This is a genomic window from Oscillospiraceae bacterium (genome assembly GCA_025757685.1).
Lineage (GTDB): Bacteria > Bacillota > Clostridia > Oscillospirales > Acutalibacteraceae > CAG-217.
On record CP107220.1, the window covers coordinates 1,215,245 to 1,236,481 of the forward strand.

At 53.9% G+C, this 21,237-nt stretch carries 22 protein-coding genes; 3 read left to right on the plus strand and 19 right to left on the minus strand.

Annotated features, from left to right (window positions below):
* Positions 1–4: 4 nt before the first annotated feature.
* From OGM59_05665 to dinB, 11 genes are all read right to left on the minus strand, one after another.
* On the minus strand, positions 5–937 hold the full coding sequence (locus OGM59_05665) for a hypothetical protein (protein UYI90193.1): 933 nt from the start codon (positions 935–937) through the stop codon (positions 5–7).
* A 158-nt stretch (positions 938–1,095) separates the two neighbouring features.
* Positions 1,096–3,618: a heavy metal translocating P-type ATPase gene (locus OGM59_05670; protein ID UYI90194.1), complete on the minus strand. Its 2,523-nt coding sequence runs from the start codon at positions 3,616–3,618 to the stop codon at positions 1,096–1,098.
* 30 nt (positions 3,619–3,648) lie between these two features.
* Complete coding sequence (locus OGM59_05675; GenBank protein ID UYI91760.1) at positions 3,649–3,951, minus strand: metal-sensing transcriptional repressor; 303 nt, start codon at positions 3,949–3,951, stop codon at positions 3,649–3,651.
* A 134-nt stretch (positions 3,952–4,085) separates the two neighbouring features.
* The gene (locus OGM59_05680; GenBank protein UYI90195.1) at positions 4,086–4,523 is read right to left on the minus strand and encodes an Rrf2 family transcriptional regulator; all 438 of its coding nucleotides are present in this window, start codon (positions 4,521–4,523) and stop codon (positions 4,086–4,088) included.
* 107 nt (positions 4,524–4,630) lie between these two features.
* A complete protein-coding gene (gene nrdR, locus OGM59_05685; protein UYI90196.1) occupies positions 4,631–5,077 on the minus strand; it encodes a transcriptional regulator NrdR in 447 nt (148 codons plus the stop codon).
* A 96-nt stretch (positions 5,078–5,173) separates the two neighbouring features.
* Positions 5,174–6,040, minus strand: a complete 867-nt coding sequence (locus OGM59_05690) for a DMT family transporter (GenBank protein ID UYI91761.1) — start codon at positions 6,038–6,040, stop codon at positions 5,174–5,176.
* 36 nt (positions 6,041–6,076) lie between these two features.
* Entirely contained in the window at positions 6,077–6,850 is a 774-nt protein-coding gene (locus OGM59_05695) for a sugar phosphate isomerase/epimerase (protein UYI90197.1), read from the minus strand.
* Complete coding sequence (locus tag OGM59_05700; GenBank protein UYI90198.1) at positions 6,850–8,109, minus strand: aminotransferase class I/II-fold pyridoxal phosphate-dependent enzyme; 1,260 nt, start codon at positions 8,107–8,109, stop codon at positions 6,850–6,852. The genes OGM59_05695 and OGM59_05700 overlap by 1 nt, the downstream gene beginning before the upstream one ends.
* Positions 8,110–8,228: 119 nt before the next feature.
* Positions 8,229–8,723 (minus strand): GtrA family protein, encoded by a 495-nt coding sequence (locus tag OGM59_05705; protein ID UYI90199.1) that lies wholly within the window; start codon positions 8,721–8,723, stop codon positions 8,229–8,231.
* Between the two features lie 24 nt (positions 8,724–8,747).
* Positions 8,748–8,978, minus strand: coding sequence for a hypothetical protein (locus OGM59_05710; GenBank protein UYI90200.1), 231 nt, complete (start codon positions 8,976–8,978; stop codon positions 8,748–8,750).
* A complete protein-coding gene (dinB, locus tag OGM59_05715; GenBank protein UYI90201.1) occupies positions 8,975–10,225 on the minus strand; it encodes a DNA polymerase IV in 1,251 nt (416 codons plus the stop codon). Before dinB ends, OGM59_05710 begins: the two co-directional genes overlap by 4 nt.
* A 163-nt stretch (positions 10,226–10,388) precedes the next feature.
* Here dinB and OGM59_05720 point away from each other — a divergent pair, with 163 nt between their 5' ends.
* On the plus strand, positions 10,389–11,114 hold the full coding sequence (locus OGM59_05720; protein UYI90202.1) for a hypothetical protein: 726 nt from the start codon (positions 10,389–10,391) through the stop codon (positions 11,112–11,114).
* A 64-nt stretch (positions 11,115–11,178) separates the two neighbouring features.
* On the opposite strand, the gene OGM59_05725 is transcribed toward OGM59_05720, so the two are convergent.
* From OGM59_05725 to OGM59_05750, 6 genes are all read right to left on the minus strand, one after another.
* Complete coding sequence (locus tag OGM59_05725; protein UYI90203.1) at positions 11,179–13,794, minus strand: HAMP domain-containing histidine kinase; 2,616 nt, start codon at positions 13,792–13,794, stop codon at positions 11,179–11,181.
* Entirely contained in the window at positions 13,763–14,452 is a 690-nt protein-coding gene (locus OGM59_05730) for a response regulator transcription factor (protein UYI90204.1), read from the minus strand. The genes OGM59_05725 and OGM59_05730 overlap by 32 nt, the downstream gene beginning before the upstream one ends.
* A gap of 193 nt (positions 14,453–14,645) precedes the next feature.
* Positions 14,646–15,761, minus strand: a complete 1,116-nt coding sequence (locus OGM59_05735; protein UYI90205.1) for a hypothetical protein — start codon at positions 15,759–15,761, stop codon at positions 14,646–14,648.
* Positions 15,762–15,771: 10 nt separating this feature from the next.
* Positions 15,772–17,358, minus strand: coding sequence for an MBOAT family protein (locus OGM59_05740; protein UYI90206.1), 1,587 nt, complete (start codon positions 17,356–17,358; stop codon positions 15,772–15,774).
* Between the two features lie 25 nt (positions 17,359–17,383).
* The gene (locus tag OGM59_05745; protein ID UYI90207.1) at positions 17,384–17,611 is read right to left on the minus strand and encodes an acyl carrier protein; all 228 of its coding nucleotides are present in this window, start codon (positions 17,609–17,611) and stop codon (positions 17,384–17,386) included.
* A 44-nt stretch (positions 17,612–17,655) separates the two neighbouring features.
* Positions 17,656–19,173, minus strand: coding sequence for an amino acid adenylation domain-containing protein (locus OGM59_05750; protein ID UYI90208.1), 1,518 nt, complete (start codon positions 19,171–19,173; stop codon positions 17,656–17,658).
* A 305-nt stretch (positions 19,174–19,478) separates the two neighbouring features.
* Between OGM59_05750 and OGM59_05755 the strand changes: the two genes are divergently transcribed.
* Complete coding sequence (locus tag OGM59_05755; GenBank protein ID UYI90209.1) at positions 19,479–19,679, plus strand: helix-turn-helix domain-containing protein; 201 nt, start codon at positions 19,479–19,481, stop codon at positions 19,677–19,679.
* A 113-nt stretch (positions 19,680–19,792) separates the two neighbouring features.
* Positions 19,793–20,488: a DNA repair protein RadC gene (radC, locus tag OGM59_05760; GenBank protein ID UYI90210.1), complete on the plus strand. Its 696-nt coding sequence runs from the start codon at positions 19,793–19,795 to the stop codon at positions 20,486–20,488.
* Positions 20,489–20,579: 91 nt separating this feature from the next.
* Here the strand turns inward: radC and OGM59_05765 are convergent, their stop codons facing one another.
* Together OGM59_05765 and OGM59_05770 are read right to left on the minus strand one after the other, a co-directional pair.
* A complete protein-coding gene (locus tag OGM59_05765; GenBank protein UYI90211.1) occupies positions 20,580–20,744 on the minus strand; it encodes a hypothetical protein in 165 nt (54 codons plus the stop codon).
* Between the two features lie 156 nt (positions 20,745–20,900).
* Positions 20,901–21,143 carry a hypothetical protein gene (locus OGM59_05770; GenBank protein UYI90212.1) on the minus strand — a complete coding sequence of 81 codons (243 nt, stop codon included), beginning with the start codon at positions 21,141–21,143 and terminating at the stop codon, positions 20,901–20,903.
* Positions 21,144–21,237: the final 94 nt, after the last annotated feature.

Below are 21,237 nucleotides of genomic sequence, written 5' to 3' on the forward strand. Positions count from 1 at the left end.
CGTTTTAAATGTAATAATACCAGTAGCTGCCGCTGCACAGGGCGTAAGACTTGCCGGTGGCTTTTTCCTTGAGCACATACCCGGCAATATAACGATAGCCACAGTCGCTGTCTCCCGGCTTTTTGGGTACCGTACAGGTGATCTCTATGGAATAATTTTGATAATCCGCCACAATCACCGGTTTTGTCGAGGGCTCGGCATTTTCTTCCCGTGGCTCTGTTTTGGGCCGGTGGTTGGTGGGGGTCATTTTTCCCTTGTAGTCCAGATGATAGCACGAATCCGTACCGCCGTTGTTGGTCAGCAGGTACGCCGCGCTGTCCGACCAATCATAGAAGTAGGCACGATCCGTCTCCAGACCGGATTGCAGCACCTTGTCCTCTGCGGCTGTGCAGGCGTGCAGCTCACCTTTGCCGCTTTCGTCTGCGCTCATACCGTCCTGGTTCCGCGTGTTGCACAGGTAGAACAGCGTGTACCCGCAAGGAGCCAACGCCACCCCGTCACTGGTATTGGGCGTGGCGTAAATGCATGCTGGCCAATCCTTGTCTATATCGTAAGCATACAGGCAAAAGCCCCACTGGGTTTTGTCCGTGTCAGTATAAGTATAGCAGGTAAAATACAGGGTGTTGCCTATGCGGCACAGCTGCGCAATATCACTCACCCCGTTCAGCACCGTGCGGGTCTTGCCGGTCAGCAGGTCATAGGCCATCAGCTTTTGGGGCGTGCCAAAGGTGTTCCGCTCATCAGTATCCTCCGTGGCATAGTAGAATGTATCCGCCGTCAGGTAAATATTGCTTTGGGGCTGGAGTTGGTTCTCCGTCTGCTGCTGCAGTGGCTTGTCAAACCGAGCGCCTGCCGGTTGGGCAATATCTGTCTTGCTGCAAGCGCACAGTGCCAATACCGATACCACACAAAGTAAGAGAGCTAAAATCCGTTTCACACAATCATCCTTTCTGCCCGGGGGCAACTCCAGTATAGGCAGCAGAGCGCCCATTTGGCAAGGCACGGTGCGTGGAAATGACTCCACCCCCGGTGGAAGAACGCAAAAAAGGCTCCCCGGCACGTGCATGCAAGCCGGAGAGCCTTTCATTTTTCCTTTTAGTCCTTCACGGTATAGCCTTGGTCCTCAATGGCCTTTTTTAGCACAGCGTCATCCACATCGCCGTTTAAGGTCACCGTGGCGGTGCCGTCCGTGTGGCTGGCAACGGCGCTGTCCACCTGGGGCAGAGCCTCCAGCGCTTTCTTTACCGTCATCTCACAATGGGGGCACATCATACCCTCCACTTTCATTACTTTTGTCATTGCAGAATTCTCCTTTTCCATAGGCAGTGCTGCCAGCACCACCGGGTGTTTGATTTTCTTATCCCGCTTGGGGGAATATAGCTTAAAAAAGTTCAGCCGCAGGGCGTTGGCCACCACGCAGAAGCTGGACAGGCTCATAGCCGCTGCGCCGAACATAGGGTTCAGAGTCCAGCCGAAAATGGGGATCCAAACCCCTGCCGCCAAAGGAATACCGATCACATTATAGAAGAACGCCCAAAACAGGTTCTCGTGAATATTGGTCAGTGTGGCACGGCTTAGGCGAATGGCGGCGGTCACATCGCTTAGGCGGCTGTGCATCAGCACCACATCCGCCGCATCAATGGCTACATCCGTACCGGCGCCGATGGCCATACCGATATTGGCTCGGGTCAAGGCCGGCGCGTCGTTAATACCATCGCCCACCATAATGACCTTGCCTTGCCTCATCAGGTCGCGCACCACCTGTTCCTTGCCCTGGGGCAGCACGCCGGCAATCACCCGATCGACTCCCGCCTGCCGACCGATAGCCGCAGCGGTGCGAGGATTGTCGCCGGTGAGCATCACGACACGAATACCCATCTTTTGCAGTGCTGCGATAGCTTCCGGGCTGTCCGGCTTAATCACATCAGCCACGGCGATCATACCCAGCAGTGCGCCATCATAGGCAAAGAACAAGGGCGTTTTGCCCTGCTCCGCCAGCGCTGCCGCTTGCTGTTCCATATTTTTCGGCACCGACACCCGACTACGCATATAGCTGAGACTGCCGCCCAGCAGCAATTTGCCGTTCAGCGTTGCCTGCAATCCATTGCCCGGCAGCGCCTCAAAATCCGTGACCGGTTCCGGCGTGATTTGCCTTTCCGCGCCGTATGCGGTCACCGCTTTTGCCAGCGGGTGCTCACTCTTTTGTTCCAGCGCACAGGCCAGCGCTGCCAGGCGGCTTTCCTCCACCCCGAGGGCAGGTACCAAGTCTGTCACCTTAGGCGTGCCCTCGGTAATGGTACCGGTTTTGTCCAGCACCACGATCTGTGCCTTGCCGGTCTCCTCCAAAGACACAGCGGTCTTAAAGAGAATGCCGTTTTTGGCACCCAGCCCGTTGCCCACCATAATGGCTACCGGCGTGGCCAGTCCCAATGCGCAAGGACAGCTGATCACCAGCACGGAGATCCCGCGGGCCAGCGCATAGCCAAAGCTCTGACCGGTAAGCAGCCACACCACGGTGGTCACCAGGGCGATGGCCATCACCACCGGCACAAACACGCCGGACACCCGATCGGCGATCTTGGCAATGGGCGCCTTGGTGGCGGCAGCGTCGCTGACCATTTGAATGATTTGGGACAGAGTGGTGTCCTCCCCCACCCGAGTGGCACGGCACCGTAAGTAGCCGGAGGTGTTCACCGTGGCGGCAGACACCGGATCGCCCACGGTCTTGTCCACCGGCACGCTCTCACCGGTAAGGGCGCTTTCGTCCAGCGCACTGCTGCCCTCCAGAATGACGCCGTCTACCGGCACATGCTCCCCCGGCCGCACGGCAAACTCCATACCGCACATCACCTGCTCAATAGGTACTGTACGCTCTTTCCCGTTCTCCAGCAGCACCGCCGTCTTGGGGGTCAGCTGCATCAAGCGCTTCAGCGCGTCTGTGGTCTTGCCTTTGGAGCGGGCCTCCAGGGTTTTGCCCACGGTAATCAGCGTTAAAATCATCGCGGCGGACTCAAAGTAAAACTCGTGCATATAGTGCATCACGCCGTCTGCATCGCCCGCCACCTGGGCGCCGGTCATGGCAAACAGCGCGTAAGTGCTGTACCCAAAAGCCGCAGCTGCGCCCAGCGCCACCAGGGTGTCCATATTGGGCGCCCGGTGCCACAGGCTCTTAAAGCCGCTGACAAAAAAGCGGCCGTTGATGATCATGATAATAATGGTCAGCAGCATTTGGAGCAGCCCCATGGCCATGTGGTTGCCCTCTAAGGCCGACGGTAGCGGCCAGTTCCACATCATATGTCCCATGGAAAAGTACATTAAAATCAGCAAAAACACCACGGAACTGATCAGCCGACGCAACAATTTTGGCGTCTGGGTATCTTTCAGCGGGTCTGCCGCCGGCTGCGGGGCAGCGCCGCCCTTTTGTTTTAAGCCGGCGCCGTAACCGGCCTTTTCCACAGCGGCGATGATCTGTTCCGGGGCAGCCGTACCGGTAACGCCCATTGAATTGGTAAGCAGACTGACGGAGCAGCTTTCCACCCCGGGCACGGCGCGCACCGCTTTTTCCACCCGGGCACTGCACGCAGCGCAGCTCATCCCCGTCACATTGTATTGTTCCAAACTCTCACCTCCCGGCGCCAATATGCGCCGCTATCTCATCAATTTTTGCAATGTGGCCAGCAAATCGTCCAGCGTTTCATCCTTGCCGGCCTTAATATCCTCCGCAACACAGGTGCGAATATGCGTGGACAGCAGTTCTCGGTTAAAGGCATTCAGCGCCGCACCGGCTGCTGCGGACTGGGCCAAAATATCCGTGCAGTAGGCATCCTTCTCAATCATACCCTTGATCCCGCGAATTTGGCCCTCAATGCGGTTCAGTCGATGGATCAGCCGCCGGTACTCCTCCGGGTCTCGCACTTTCTTCTTAGCACAGCAAGCACAAACCGGCTGCATTTCGTCTTTATCTGCCACAACAGCACTTCCTTTCTATACCCCCATGGGGTATTTTTACTATATACCCCCTATGGGTATTTGTCAACCCTCTTTGAACAAAAAATACCGCCCTGTATCAACAAGGCGGTTCGCGTTTAGATCACATAGGAGTAATCGTCATTTTTGTGCTCCTGCTCCAGCAGGTCTTGCAGGGTAATGCTGTCCAGGTAGGTATTGATGGCTTTATACAGCCCGGCCCACACCGGCAGCGTAGCGCAGGAAGCGGCACGGGGGCAGGTGTTCGGCTCCTCCTCCAGGCAGGCCACCGGCGCCAAGCCGCCCTCTGTCAAACGAAGAATATCGCCAACCGTATACTGGTCCGGGGTCTTGGCCAGACGATAGCCCCCCTGGTAGCCCCGGTTGGTCTTTAAGAAATCCGGGCGGTTAAGCACCGCCACGATCTGCTCCAAATACTTCTTGGATATATCCTGACGGGCGGCGATCTCCTTCAGCGACACAAAGCCCTGTTCCCTGTGCTCGGCCAAATCTAACATCATACGCAGTGCGTAGCGTCCTTTGGTAGAGATTTTCATACCGTCACATCCTTTCTTTAACCTATAATACCATATATTTAGTAGGTTTTCAATACCCGAGATAAAAAAGAAAAAAGCACCCGACAAATGCCGGGCGCGAAACAGGTTTATTGCAATTTGGAAATTTCGTCCACAAAGGCACTGGCGCTGTCAAACTCCTTGTAAACAGAAGCAAAGCGCACATAAGCCACCTCGTCGATTCCCCGCAGCTTTTCCATAATCAGCTCGCCGATGCGCACGCTGGTGACCTCACGATCCAAGGCACTTTGCAGAGTGGTCTCGATCTCAGAAATCGCAGTCTCCAGAGCCTCTACGGTCACCGGTCTCTTTTCGCAGGCGCGGAGCATACCTTTCAGAATTTTGTTGCGGTCAAAGACCTCACGGCTTTTGTCCTTCTTCACCACAATAATGGGCACATCCTCAATGATCTCATAAGTGGTAAAGCGCTTGCCGCACTGCATACACTCCCGACGACGGCGAATGCGCTCATTCTCGTCGGTAGGACGCGAGTCAATCACTTTGCTCTCTGCATAACCGCAAAACGGACACTTCATAGTTATCCCCCCTGTTGAAAGATACGGCTCTTGCCATAAAATTCTGTACAATCCGTACTATACCATAATTGGTCAAAAAAAGCAAGTTTTTTGCCTTTACACCTTTTTGGCAGGGGCAGTGCCGTCTGCCTTACGATTATAGAAGAACATCCACAGTGCCATACCACAGATTACCGCGTAGCCCACAAAGGATAGCACATCCGGCACATCGCCAAACACCAAATAGCCCACAACGGCCGCAAAAATCACCTGGGCGTAGTCATACACGCTGATCTCTCGGCTGGGAGCATGGGTATAGGCGGCGGTAATGGAGAATTGCCCACCGGCGGCGCAAGCGCCCGCCAGTAGTAAGGTTGCCCATTGCTGCCAGGTCATATAATGATAGTTAAACAGCAAAAACGGCAACATCGTCGCACTGGAAAAAGCGGAGAAGAAAAAGACGATCAACCGTCCGTTCTCGCCCCGCAGCCCTAAGTACCGCACGCAGGTGTACGCCCCGCCGGCAGCCATACCGCCTAAGAAGCCGCAAACACTGGCAAATAAATTTGCATTGGCAAAAGTGGGTTTAATAATGCAAAGTGCCCCTAAGAATGCCACCACAATAGCAATCGCCTGCTTGGGCCGCACTTTTTCTTTAATGAAGATCGCAGAGAACACCAGGGCAAAAAAGGGACTCATTTTATTGAGCATAGACGCGTCGCTAAGGTCCAGTCGATCAATGGCATAGAAGTTACCCACCATACCGGCCACGCCCCCAACGGAACGAATAAGCAGGTACTTAATGTTCCCCGGTTTGGGACGAAAGCTGTCTTTCTTGCGCACCATCATCAAAAAGGCAAAGATCATCGCCACAAAATTGCGAAAAAAGACCTTTTGCATGGTGGGCAGATCGCCGGACAGGCGCACAAAGGTATTCATACCCGTAAAGCACAGCCCGGACAACAAAATGCAAAAAATGCCCATGGTCTTGTTGCTGGTTTTAGCCAAAGTGCCCACCTCCTACTTGATTGTATCCAGGTAGGCCTTGGCCCGCTGCAGCTCCGCCGCCACCCGATAGCCGCGGGAGTAGATCTCAATCATATAATGCACCCGATCACCCAAAGTGCGGTACAGCCGCTGAAAGTCAAAGCTTCCCTGCCCCGGGGGCTGGCAGTCCTTTTCCGGGGAATGATCGCTGATGTGCACATGGACGATCTCCTTTTGGAAGGTATCCAGAAACGCAAAGGGATCCTCCCCGGCACGCACCGCCTGCTTAATGTCCAGCACCATGCGGAAGTCGTCTCCCAGCGCGCGGCGCATCCGGTCGCAGAAGGCAATGTGCTGGCTCTTAAAGCGGTTCACATTTTCCTGGCACACGGTCACGCCCTCGGCGCGGCCGATCTCCACCAGCTGCAAAAAGCGCGCAAAATACCGTTCCTCCGGAATGGGAATCTTGGGCTGGGCAACCGCCCCGTGGATCACCACAAATTGGGCGCCCAGCAGCGCTGCCGCATGGCAGGTTTCTTTATAAATATCAATGGTATCTTCAAACCGGCGCTGGTAATCGCCAAAAATGCAGCTGCTTTCCATAAAGCTGGAAAAGGGGTGCACGGACACCACCTGTGTGCCGCCGTTCCCAGCAATGGCTGCCAGTTGGCGCACAAAGGCCGGGCGTAACTCCTGCCGAGCGTTAAAGAACACCTCCGCAAAAGGAAAGCCCAGTTCCGTCACCTGCTGCAAAGCCCGCTCCGTCTCCAAAGGATAAAAGCAAGCGGTAGAAGCTCCGGCCTGCATCAGCCCACCAGCTTCTCAATGGCAGCCAGGCGGGTGCAAATGCACAGCAGCTCCGCTGCCAAGGCCATCTCCTCATTGGGCGGGAAAGAAGGTGCAATGCGAATGTTGCTGTCCTGTGGGTCAATGCCATAGGGATAAGTGGCGCCCACGCTGGTGAGGGTCACGCCGCCGGCCTTGCACAGCTCGCCCACGCGCTTGGCGGTGCCGGGCAGCACATCCAGGCTGATAAAGTAACCACCCTTGGGGGAGAACCAGTCAGCGATCCCCAGGCCGCTCAGTTCCTTGTTCAGGCGATCCAGTACAATATCAAACTTAGGCTTCAAAATTGCCGCATGTTTCTTCATGTGGGCACGCACGCCGTCCGCATTCTTAAAGAATTCCACATGGCGGTGCTGGTTCATCTTGTCATAGCTGATGGTCTGCACCGTCAGGCGCTGACGGATCAGATCCAAATTTTTCTTGCTGGCCACCAGGCAGGACACGCCTGCGCCGGGGAAAGTGATCTTAGAGGTAGAGGCCACCTCAATAACCATATCCTCATTGCCGTATTCCGGCAGCAAATCAAAAATATTCAGCAGCTTATCGCCGTCCTCGTCCAGATCATGCACGCAATAGGCGTTGTCCCACACAATGCGGAAGTCCTCTGCCGCCGGGCGAAGCGCCGCAATACGGCGCACCACTGCATCGGAGAAAGTGATGCCGGTGGGGTTGGAATACTTGGGCACACAGAACATACCCTTCACGCTGGGATCCTTCACCAATTCTTCAATGGTGTCCATATCCGGTCCGTCGGCGTTCATCGGCACATTCACCATTTGCAGCCCAAAATACTGGCACACGGTAAAGTGGCGATCATAGCCGGGCACCGGGCACAGGATCTTCACTTCCTTTTCCTGGCTCCAGGGTTTACCGCCGATGCCATGGGTGTAGCACTGGCAGATAAAATCAAACATCAAAGTCAGACTCTCGTTGGGGCCGATGATCACATTTTCGGCCGGCACCTCCAGCAACTCGGCAAACAGCTGCTTACAGCTGGCAATACCGTCCAAAATGCCGTAGTTGCGCACATCCACGCCGCCGGACACATAGTCCTTCACATCATTCATACCCACGGACAGATCCAGCTGCTCTTTGCAGGGCTTACCTCTGCTCATATCCAGCTGCAGTCCCTTGGCCTGAAAGTCCTTGTACCGAGCCAGCAGGCTCTCCTGCTCCCGGAGCAATTCGTCTTTTGTCATTTCCTGATATGCTTTTGCCATACGAAAATACCTCGCAATCTAAAATTTCCGTTCATTATTTTACCACAAACGACTGCGCCTTGCAATTCTAAAGCCAACAAAAAAAGAGCGCCGCAGCACTCTTTTCTTATACGCATTGCCTATTTTTCGTTTGGATTTGCCGGTGCGTCCGCACTCTTTTTCTTTTTGGTGAATACCAAGAGCTTGGAGAACACATAGTTGAGGATCACCACCAGCACGGAGCAAACGATCTTGGCTACAAAGCCCTTGACCCCAAACAGGTCCTGATCCAGCCCAATCTTAAACAGCAGCAATGGGCCGAACCACTCGATCACGCCGGTCGCCAGTCGAGAGACCACAAAGGACACAAACTCCCGCGCCGCCACCTTGGGTACCCAGCTTTTGCTCTCAAACACCCACAGTTTGTTGGTGATAAAGGCAAAGATCACCGCAGCAATCCAGGCAATCACATTGCTTACCGTCATCTTCACATCGTCGCTGCCGGGAGCATGCACCAGCACCGCCTTCATCAGCAGGCTGTACACCACCCAGTTCACACCTGTGGTGGCCACGCCGAAGATGAGATACATAATGATTTCTTTGTACTTGATAAATAATTCTTTAATCTTCTTCATAGGCACATTATACGCTATCCGATTCTATTTTGCAAGTTCAAAAAACCATTTTGTCTCCTCTAAAAACAAATAAGTGGGCACACCGGCAATGCTGCAGGTGTAGCGCAGTCCGGCGCCCCCGGAACGCAGAGACGCCGCCGGGCGAATATCCAGTACACGGTCCACATCCAGCCATCGCTCCTCCCACTCCATCTTTACCGGGCGAATATCGCCCTCCTCATTATACAGCGCCAGCACGCGCACATAATTTTTCATCCTGCCTGTTCCTTTCCGGTTAAAAATCCAACGGGGTGTATGGTATGGTCATCGTGGGGATTAAAACGGGACAGCCCGGTATCCCCCAGCAAACTGGCCCGCTGAATACAGTAGTTGCCAAAGCGGCGCTTCAAATCATCCACCGTGCGCTCCAGCTTGGCTGCCCGCTCCCGCTGCTCCTGGGTATGGGCCAAATCAAACTGCACACAGGGTTCCAGCTCAAAGTCCGTCACCGACAATCCAATGCTGCGCAAGGGTGCGCCCCAGCGATAATTGGCACAAAACAGCGCCATAGCCGCCTGCAAAATCTCCGTGCTCACATCGGTGGCGGCGGCCAGCTTGTGTCGCCGGGTAAAGGTTTGCAAATTCTTATCCCGCAAGGAGATGCACACCGTGCGCCCTTGCAGTCCCTGCTCCCGCATACGGCGGGCCACACTCTCTGCCAGCACGGTAAAGACCACCTTTACATCCGTATCATCCACCAGATCCCGGGGCGTGGTGGTGGAATTGCCCACACTCTTGACCGCCGCCTTGGCATCCATATGCTGTACCGGCGAAGTATCCTCCCCCCGGGCAAAGGCACGGAGCATCAGCCCGTTCTTGCCCAGCAGACCTTGCAAAAAATCCGACCGAGCCGCCGCCAACTCGCCGATGGTATAAACGCCGTAAGCGTTCAGCTTGCGGGTGGTGGCCGGGCCGACGCACAAAAGATCACTGCACGGCAGGGGCCACACCACCCGGTGGTAGTTTTCCCGGCTGATAACCGTTACCGCGTCCGGCTTTTTATAATCTGAACCCAATTTGGCAAAGATCTTGTTAAAGCTGACCCCCACGCTGACGGTAATGCCCAGTTCCGCCTTTACCCGACAGCGAATTTCCTGGGCGATCTGTTCCCCGGTGCGGTCATCGCCGGTCACATCCAGCCAGTTCTCGTCCAGCCCGAAAGGCTCAATATAGTCGCTGTAATCCTCATAGATCCGCCGTGCCATCTTGGAAAAGCGCATATACAGCGGGAAGTTCGGCGGCACCACCACCAACTGCGGGCACTTTTGCCGCGCCTGCCACAGCGGCTCCCCTGCCACCAAGCCATAGCGGGAGGCAATTTCGTTTTTCGTCAGGATAATTCCGTGGCGGCTCTCCGTGCTGCCGCCCACCGCCACCGGTTTGTCTCGCAGCTCCGGGCGGTGCAAGCACTCCACCGAGGCATAAAACTTGTTGCAATCCACATGCAAAACGGTGCGCTCCATTCCCTACGGCTCCTTTCCCATTATCGAACATTTGTTCTACGACATAGCATACACCGATTTTGACTGTTTGTCAAGAGCCGGAGCGGCAAAAAATGCAGGTAGATTTTGCCTTGACGGTAGGTGCTTTTTCTTATATACTAATGGGTAGAATTGAGGTGCAACTATGCCGTTTTACGATATTGCCGGGCTGGTGGTGGAGATCAAGCACCCCACCGGCAGAACAGAAAAGCAAGCCCGTCCCTACCTGTGCAAGGACCAAGAGGGGCAGACGGCGGACATGACCATTGATGTGACGGAGCAGCGGGTAACGGACGCTATGGCCGAGCACCCGGAGATGAACCGGGACGACTGGTACTATATGCTCACCGGCTCGGATTTTTACACCCAGCTGCTGAAATTCCAAGGTATTTTGCTCCACTCCAGCTGCGTGGTGGTGGACGGCGCGGCCTACGCTTTTTCCGCAGACAGCGGCACCGGCAAATCCACCCACACCGCCCTGTGGCTCAAGCACTTTGGCAACCGGGCGTATATGCTCAATGACGACAAACCGGCCATTCGCCTGGTAGGCGACCGGGTGTATGCCTGCGGCACCCCCTGGAGCGGAAAATATGATTACTCCACCCCAGGCATGGTTCCCCTGGCGGGCATTTGCTTCCTTGAGCGGGCGGAGGAGAATTTTATCCACCCGGCAGACACCAAAAAGGCAGTGTTCAACATTTTCTCCCAAACAGTGCGCAAGCTGGGGCCTAACGCTATGGAGCGGCTGTTTGATATGCTGGAGACCATATTTGCCAAGGTGCCCCTGTACGAACTGGGCTGCAACATCAGCGATGACGCGGTGCGCACCTCTTACAACGCCATGAAGCCAAAAGGTCAAAGCGAAAAGTAAATACAAGCGAAAAAAGAAAGGCAGTTACCCAAAAACGGGTAACTGTCTTTTGTTATCTATGACGTTATTCCGCTGTGTCCTGCGGCAGGGCGTTCTTCGGCTGCGGCAAATACACCCGAGCCTTAAACAAATCGCCGTCAATGAGCAGCTCTAACTTCCCTTGCTGGGCGCTGCACAACTCCTGGGCAATGCTTAGGCCCAGACCGTTGCCCTCCTTGGTGCGGGAAGCGTCGCCTCGCACAAACCGTTGCGTCAGCTCCTGAGGTGAAATATTCAGCGGCTCGGCAGAAATATTTTTAATTTCAAACACGCCGAAATCCCCTTGCTTATACACACGCACATACACCCGGGAGTCTGCGGCAGAATACTTCTTGGCATTTTGCAGCAGATTTTCCAGCACCCGGTAGGTTTTGGAACCGTCGGCAAACGCCTGTACCCGGGGCAAATCCGGATCCAGCACCAGTTGCAGCCGGTTCTCCTCAAATTCCTTTTGGTACTCCCCGATCGCCTGGGCGGTCAGTTCGCCCAGATCCAGCACCATAGGGTGCAGGGTGATGTTGCCGGAGGACAGCTTGGACGCCTCAATCAAATCCTCCACAAGCCGTGCCAGCTTGGTGCTCTTTTCCGTCAAAACAGCCATATATTCCTTGGCTTTTTCGTCCGTCTGGGGGCACTTGGACAGCAAATCCGTATAAGTAATAATGGAGGTAATCGGGGTCTTTAAGTCGTGGGACACATTGGTGATCAACTCCGTTTTCAGCCGTTCATCCCGCACTGCCTGATCCACGGCGTTGTGCAGCTCCTGATTGGTATAACGCAGACTGCCGGCCATGGCGGCCAGTGCCGGGTGGAGATGTGCCGCCTCCACATCCGTGCGGTTGGCTGCGGCCTCAATCACCCGGTCCAGCTGGAACAAAAAGCGCAGCGCGTAGCCCACGCAAAAGCCGTTAAAGCCCAGGCCTACCAAGCCGCTGATCACACCGACCACCGGCGCCTCTCCATTCAGAAACGATGCAAACAGCAGCACCAATATAATATTGATCAGCAGATAGCCTACGGCGCAAAAGACCATATTGCGCTTAAAGTGCCGCGGGGTATAGGCCAGCCCCCGGATCACACGCCGATTGAACCGGTGCAGTTTGCACAACAGACGCCAAATCCCCAAGCAAATATAATACAGCAGCGTGCCCTTATACAAGTGTTTCTTAGACTTGCAAAGGCGCACAAAAGACAGGGTCAACTCTGCATACAGCCCCCAGGCCACCGCGCCCAAAGCGCCGCAGGCCGCTAAGAACAGTCCGCCGTAATACAGGGTGCTGAGCTGATAGCCATAATAATTGGACAGGTCATTAAACAAATTACCGAACAGCACCACACCCAGCCCAGCAATTGCTGCGGCGATGATCGCCGTGTGCAGCTCCAAGGGAATATAATCCATCCACAGCAGGCGCACACCGTCCGTACCGGCACGGCGACCGCAACCCAGACAGGCCAGCACCAAAAAGGCAAGGGCCAGCACCGCCAGGCAAACAGCCGCTACGGTCATTGCCACGGTATTTACATTTTGCATACGGGTGCACAAGGCATTCAATTCCACAAAGTCCGGAAGCATATCGTTGCCGCCGGCCACAGTGGGGTCTATGCCTACATAAATGCTCATATCTCCGTCCATTAGGTACTGTGCAGCGTCCGATCTGGCATTGCCGGCACCGTAATCCGTGCCCCGCAGGTTCTCCCCCGCTTTGGTCTTGGAATAGTACACCGGCGCGTTCTTTAGCGACGCCGGCGATTTGCCCTCTGCCAACTGGCTGACCACCTGACCGGTGATATTGTCCTTGGCATAGAATTGCAGGCATTGCAGCTCTTGCAAATTTTGGCGCATCTCCTGCTGCTCGTCGGCAGCGAATTGAAATCGTTTCACCACCGCTTTGTCATAGAGCTTTTTGATGTGGGTCTCAGCCGATTTGATCGTCTCGCCCAAGGTCAGGTCATCATCATACATATCCGCCGATACCGTTTGGCCATCCACCGTAAAATCGAACGTGTAATAGCGGATTAGGTCGTCCGGCTCTTCCGACATATCGCTATAATACTCCACGCCGTTACTGCTGCGCAGCCAATTTGCCAGCTGCAAATAGGGCTGATAATCCTCCCCCGCCCGGGTGCCGTTGACAATCTGTTGCAAATCCCGAATCAGCCCCGGTGCGTCCCGATCCTCTGCCACCACTTTCTTTATGGTCTTGGTGGGCACTTTATAGTTGGGTATATTCTTGCCGATATTTGTAATATCTTCATTTTTCAGCCCGGCATAGAACACCAGCGTTTTGCGAATGGCCGTGGCCTGGTTCTTCTTATATTGCTCCAGTGCGGCCGCCACGCTGTCCGCCTTGGCTTTCTTCAGGGCAGCCGCCTTTTGTTGCAGCTGCTTTTGCCCCGCCAGCAGCGTGATCTCATTGACGATCTCGTCCAGCTCTGCTTTGAAAATCGTAGTCTGTACCAGACTTCCCTTTTTCGCTACGGACGGATCGGTAAATGCATCATCGTTATACAGGCCGCTGACCCGCATCACGGCGCTCAACAGTGCCACCGAGCTAAAGGCCAGCACCATAGAGAGCACCACGCACAGCGCCTTAAACCATCTGCTTTCTCTAACACTTTTCCACTTTGTATCCAAGTCCATACACCACCTTTAAGTATTTGGGCTCCTTGGGGTTGATCTCAATCTTTTCACGAATGTTGCGAATGTGCACCGTCACGGTCTTTTCCGTGCCGTAGGCCGGTTCGTTCCATACCGCTTCATAGATTTGGGCGCTGGAGAGCACACGGCCGATATTGTGCATCAGATATTCCAATATCTTATACTCCCGGGCAGTCAGCCGTACCGGGTCGCCGTCTACCGTCACTTCCTTGGTATCCGTATCCAGCACCAGGCCGCCGGTGACCAGCTGGCTCTCCCGCACCTCCAGGCTGCCAAGACGCACATAGCGACGGATTTGGCTCTTGACCCGAGCGGTCAACTCCAGCGGGTTGAAGGGCTTGGTCACATAATCATCGGCGCCAAAGCCCAGACCGGCGATCTTGTCCGTGTCCTCGCTTTTGGCCGACAGCAGAATAATGGGAAAATTATATTTCTCCCGCAGCTTTAATGTGGTTTTCAGTCCGTCCAGCCGAGGCATCATAATGTCCAGCACCATACAGTGGATCTCCTCCCCCTGTACTTGCTCCAGCGCCTCCAGCCCGTCCCGGGCACACAGCACCCGATAGCCCTCCTGGCTAAGATAAATGCGCAGAGACTCTAAGATCGCCGCGTCATCATCGCACACCAATACCGTAAACATTGCTCTCATCTCCCTCAAGTGATACAAAGTGCTTGCTCCATTGTACCACAAAAATCCCCAACGGAAAACCCGTTGTACACATTTAACCACACATTCTTAAAAGCAACGCAAAGGAAATCTAAAGAACCGGTAAAATTTGGTCGGCAAAACAAAAAGCTGCCGCAGCATAAGCACTGCGACAGTCTTTGTATCTTTATTGCTTGGAAACAGCTTGAACGGAGGGATCGTAAGGGTCGCCGGTATGGGGCTGTTCTTTCTTATGCCGGTCGTTGGGCACAGGGTTGTTGTTTTGCCCCGCCGTAGGGCCTTTGCGCTTTTCCACATCGCCGCCCTCTTTCAGGTGCTTGATGTAGGTGGTGTAGTCATCGTTCCACCCGGCGTATGCTGCATTTTGGCGCTTATCCTCCAGCTGCACATGGTTCTTAATGTACTGCCCCACATAGAGCGATACTTTTTTGGCGCCGTAGCAGTTCAGGTGGTTGCCGGCGTCCCGGCTGTCCGTTTTCCAGCTAAAGCCGATCTCCTTGCGTTTCAGATCCAAATCCAGGAACGGAATGCCGTTTTTCTTGGCATAATCATTCACCGCATTGTGGCGGGCATAGGTCCAGGTGGTTTGGGACGGCACCTGCACCAAAATCAGCTGGGCACCGTTCTTTTTGCACAGCGCATTCAGCTCGTCCAGCTTGCGCACAAACAGCGGATTGATCTCGTCTCGCTTTTTGGTCTTTTTGATATATTCCTTGCCCCGATACGGCACCTTGGCACCGGACACAAACTGCCCCTTGGAGGCAAAGCGGGCAGAGTAGGACTTGCGCTTAACCGCCATCTTGGGGTCAAACTGCTTCCACCGATCGTGGTACTCCAGCACGCTGAACTGGTTGAGCATCTGCTTACGCGCATCCCGGGCAATCACTTGAACAGAGTTGGAGTTGGTGTACAGCTGATCCGTTTCCAGGATCACCACCTTGGGCTTTTGGGTTTTTAAGCAATTCTCCACCGCGCGAATAGATTCGCCGATCAGCTGCTTGCCGGTACCGCTGACATAAGAGGTAAAGCCGTAGTTTTTCCACATTTCCATAGGCGAAAAACCGCTGTAAGCATCACTGTTGCCTACAATAAACACATCCAGCGTGTCCTTCTCCAGCGACAGATAGCCGCTGGCGTTGGGGTTCACGAACCCGGCTGCGTCATCATTGTTCTTCGGCTCCAATAGAAAGGAAATACCGTAGAGCAAAAGCAGCAAAATCAAAATAAAGGACACCAGGCGGGTGCAATTTTTCAATATCAACTTAGTCTTTGCAGTCATCATGCACCCCTCCTTAGAATTGACCGTAAATAGGCGCTACCGTTTCATAGCCGGTACCGTAGGCGCCAAAGACGATCACGCCGATAATCAGCGCCAAGAACACCGCATACCGCAGCACTACCGGACGGCGAGCCAGCTCCGTGCGAATGGTGTGGCCCTTCTCTTGCAGCACCTCTACAATGCCTACCACCAGCACGCCGATACCCATAATCAGGAAATCCTGCCAGTCGTTACCCAGAGACAGCACCGTGCCGTTGGTTAAGCAAGCGCCGTCAAAATCCGTAAAGATACGCGCCAGGCTCTGGCCCCACTGGGGAATGGTGTGGCAGCGGAACAGCATCATGCCCACATTGACGATCAGGAAAGTACGCACCATCTGGAACAGGGCAAAGCCCTTACTCTCCGGCGCAATATGCAGTGCGTGCAGCAGCTTGTCCGACACCGGGCGCAGGTACATACCGATCATCATTAAAATGTAATAATACAGCCCGTAGAGTACATACTTCCAACTGGCGCCGTGCCAAATGCCGTTAAAGAACCACACACAAAACAGCGCAAAGGTCATGGGCACCAAGTTGGCAAAATAATCGTTTAATTTCTTTCTGGTATGCTTACTTAAATTCATCAGCCCCTTGGACAGGGACACGGAGAAGAACACATACTCCTTGATCCACGCGCCCAGGGTAATGTGCCACCGCTGCCAAAATTCGTTGATGGTTTTGGAGAAAATAGGGCGACGGAAGTTCTCTTGCATCTCCACCCCAAACAGCTGGCCGGTGGCGCACACAATATCCATACAGCCGGAGAATTCGCAGTAGATCTGCACAGTATAAAGCAGGGTGCCCAGCAGCACCATAGACCCGGCCTGGTCGCCGTTGTCAAACACACCGGTAACAAACAGGTTGGCTCGGTCGGCAATGACCATCTTCTTAAACATACCCCAAAAGATACGCATCACCGCTTGGGCGTCTCGCTCAAAGTCAAAGCTGTGGCCCTCCACCAACCGGGGCATCATGATCTCATACTTGCCGATAGGACCCTCCGTCATTTGGGGGAAGAAGCTGAGAAACAGCGCCAGTTTGAAGAAGTTACGCTCCGGCTTGTACTTACCTCTGTACACATCCACCACATAGCTGACCGCACACAGGGTATAGTAAGAAATACCCAGGGGCAGCAGAATTTGCACCGGCTGATAGGTGCTCTTGCTGCCAAACAGCCCGGCAATGCCGTAGGCGCTCTCTCCCAGGAAATTTACATATTTTAAGGCTATTAACAACCCAAAGACGCCCAGTACCGCCACGGTGACCACCGCGCGCTTCTTGGCGTCATATTTTTTGCGAATTTGTTTCTTTTCCTCTTTGTCGGCAGCTGCCTTGCGCCGGGCTTTGCCCTGATCATTCAGGTGGCCCAGCAGCAGCCCGCCACCGTATACGATCAGGATGGCCGCCACCAGCCACAGCGTGCGCAGCCCCGCTGCCATCACATAGTAAACGGCGCTGGCGCCCAGCAACACGCACCATTTGGCCCGCTTGGGCACAATGGTATAAATCAGCAGGCTGATTCCTACAAAGAGAAAGTAAGTAACAGATGTAAATGACATAACTTGCTTACCTTATGTATAATTTTTATTCGTCCTGCAATTTTTCAATCATCTGCCACATCGCCTGGGCGGACTGAAAGTTCTCCGGCACAATCATCAGCGGGGTAATCTCCACATCAAACTCATCGCTGAGTTTTGCCACCAGCGCCATAATCGCCAGAGAGTCAAACACCTTGTCATCAATCAAGTGTGTCTCAGACTTAAAGTCTACACCGGGTTTCATTTCTTCCAAGATTTCAAGCAATTCTTCCATTTTTAGTTCTCCTTTTTCATTATATATAAATTTTTGAATGGACTTTAGTCAGCTTTGTTAAAGTATGCGGCAGCCAACGCCTTACGGTCGGTTTTGCCGTTTTGGTTGTAAGGGATGGTCTTGGCCTGAATGACCTTGGCCGGCAGCATATAGGCGGGCAACGCTGCCTGCAATGCCTGCCGCACGGTCTCCTGCTCCGCCTTCGCACCTACATAGATCAAAATCAGCTGATCCGCCGCCTGGTCGTACAAGCACACGGACACATCCACTCCCGGTTGGGCCGTGGCAGCCGCCTCAATCTCGCCCAGTTCGATCCGGTAGCCCATGTGCTTAATTTGGAAATCCCGACGAGAAAGATAAATCAGCTCGCCCCGTTCATTCCACCGCACCAGATCGCCGGTTTTATACACCCGCTCCGGATAGTGACTTTGCAGCGGATTTTGCACAAAGGCAGCCGCCGTTTTGTCCGGGTCGTTATAGTAGCCCATAGCCAGGAATGAACCTCTGGCGTACAGTTCGCCCTCCTCGCCGATTCCGGCCAGCCGCCCGTCCTCGGTAACCACAAAGCTGTCGCAATTGTCACAGGCAATGCCGATGGGCACGCTCTCCGTGTCTTTGATCTCCCGATCCACAATGTAGTAGGTGCAAATATCCGTGGTTTCCGTCGGGCCAAACAGGTTGGCAAACAGGGCGTTCGGATACTTGCTGCGCCAGTAATTCAGCTGCTTGGCAGGCATGACCTCACCGGCAAACAGCACCTTTTCAATATGCTCCGCCATCATAAAGTCCAGCACCTTTAAGTTGGCCACAATGGACAGGGCGGAGGGCACCCAATAAATGGTGTTTACCTGCCGCTCATTCAGGTAGCGGATCAGCAGAGCCGGGAAGGAGAAATACGACTTGGGGATCACATGTAACTGCGCTCCGGTGCGAATCGTAGCGTAAATATCCGTCACCGACATACTGAAATAAAAGGGCGTTTGGTTGCCGAAAATCGTCTTTTCGCTGATGCCAAAGGTATCGGCCGCCCAAGCGGAATACGCCAGCACGCTGCGATGGTTCACCACCACGCCCTTAGGGTTGCCGGTGGAGCCGGAGGTAAAAATGGCATAGGCCGGGTCCGTATCGATCATACGCCGGCGCACCGTTTGCAAAAGCTCCGGTTGTGCCTGACCGGCCGCCAGCGCTTCTGCGCTATACACCTTGCCGTCATAATCCAGTCCGGCCGGGTCATCCTTGTGGACCTCGTCACAGATCAGTGCCGTAGGCTGCAAGGTGCGCAAAATCTTATTCACCCGCTCGGCGGGCATTTCCGGATCCAGCACCACATAGAAGTTGCCGCTGTACAGCACCCCCATCAGGGTCACCAAACAGGGTGCGCCCCGCTCCATCAGCACCGCCACCGGGCAATTACGGTCTCCATTCGCGGCCAGCGCACTGCCCACGGATTCGGCAATGTTCACCACCGTTTGGTAGTCATAGCTGCACTGCTGATCTGCAAAGGCGGTCTGCCTTGGCAAACGTGCCGCAGTGCGTTCCAGTAATTCAAGTACATTTTTCATTTTGTTCACCTACTTAACAAATCGTCTTACCATTATTCAATCATAAAAACCTAAAAAGAAACGCAACAAAATCTAAAGATATGCGAAAGATTCGCCGTTCTCACCGTATTATGGTGCGTAGTACAGTTCATTGATACAATAATACACGGATAGACCCGGAAAGTCAATCTATTTTTATAAAATGACAATATTGTCACAAAAGGTCAAAGTTCGTCACAAAAAGTATCACAATTCGTGATAATTACAAATGTCGTTCCGCGGATTTTGTACAATAGCTATACTGAGTACCAAGGAGGGAATTTGCCGTGCGGCTAAAGGATTTACGAGAGGACCGGGACGAAACGCAGCGGCAAATGGCAGCCTTGCTGAATGTGGGTCAAAGCACCTATTCCATGTATGAAAACGGCCAGCGGGAGATCCCCCTGGCAGCCCTTTGCAAACTGGCAGACCACTATGATGTGACCCTGGACTACCTGGTGGGCCGCAGCGACGCACCGGGTAAGTAATCGTCTTTACAAATGCCACATTTTCTTGTATAATATACAGTAGAACACAAAAGCGTGTTCTCCGCAAATGCGGAGGCACGCCTTTTTTGCTTTCAGGGTCAGGAGGGATATGAATGGAAATCAGCAGGGATGGGCACCGAGCCCGTATGCGTGCCGCTTATCTGCAAGGCGGCGGCGACGCTATGCCGGACCACCAGTTGCTGGAATTGCTGCTGTCCATCAGCATTCCCCGCAAAGATGTAAAGCCCATTGCCTATGCGCTCATTAACCGCTTCGGCTCGCTGGAGCAGGTGTTTGCCGCCGGCGCAGCAGATCTGCAACAAGTGCCGGGCGTCGGCGAACAGACCGCCGTACAGATTCTGCTGGTACGGGATCTGAACCGGCGGATCCGTCAGAATCAAAACAAACCGGTCAAGCACCTGACGGATGCCGCCCAGTCCTGCGCCTACTTTGCCAATCTGTTACGGGACAAAACCACCGAGCAGGTGTACTTGGTCACCCTGGACGGCAGTGCCAAAATCTTGCAAACCCACGCCGTAGGCAGCGGCAGCGTCAACCTGGCCGCTGTGGATCAGCGCACTTTGATGGAACATATTCTGCGAGACAACGCCAGCGCTGTTATGCTGGCACACAACCATCCCGGCGGCAAGGCCCAACCCTCTGCGCAGGATCTGGAATTCACCATTCGTCTGCTTTCCATTCTGCGCTCCATTCATGTGCAGCTGCTGGATCATATTATCGTCAGTCCTACCGACACCTACTCCATGCGCAGCGACCCGGAGTACGGCAGCTTCTTCACCGTCAAATAACGCAATGTACAAAAGGAACCGCAGTTTAATACTGTAAAACATCTTTTTTGCAAAAAGATAGCCGAGCAGTTTCACACTGCTCGGCTTCTTTCTAGATCAGAACGGTTGAAATAGGGACGATACGAATAATGTCGCCGTTTTCGTCTTTGATGCCGACGGAAAGCTGTTTGTAACGCAATCCGTCATCCACTAAAATGGCTTCGATCACTACACAATCCGCAGTTTCGGCTAAATCCCGCGTCTCTTCTATTACCATTTTCACTCCTCCTCTCAGCTATTATGCTACAAAAGAGTAATATTTGTCAATACCGACCACTAACTTTTTTGAAAATATGCAATTTTCAGCCAAAATCCGTCATCATACAACGGGGCAACAATATTTTATACTCTGACAAACAGAAAAGCCCGGTTTTCAAGCAATCATCCGGGCAACGGAAATGAACGCTTTGCAAGAACCAAAATGCAGTCGGCTGCTCTTTTCACCATAGCGGCAATCACAGAGACCGGCGCCGGTGCTGCCCGCTGCCCCCTCTGTGTCGGTATCTGCTTCTGCTTCGCCGGTATCTTCGGCAAACAGCTGGAGGTTCAGCGGCAGGCGTGCGCACACCCGGCTCTGTTCTCTGCTGTTTTCCATCTCGGCATTGTGTTTTGTCATTGCTGACTCCTTTCCCAAACCGTACGCTGCCGGTTCGTTAAATGATATATTCCCACAGGCATAGCCTGAAAATGGGTATAAAAAGAGCAGGGCT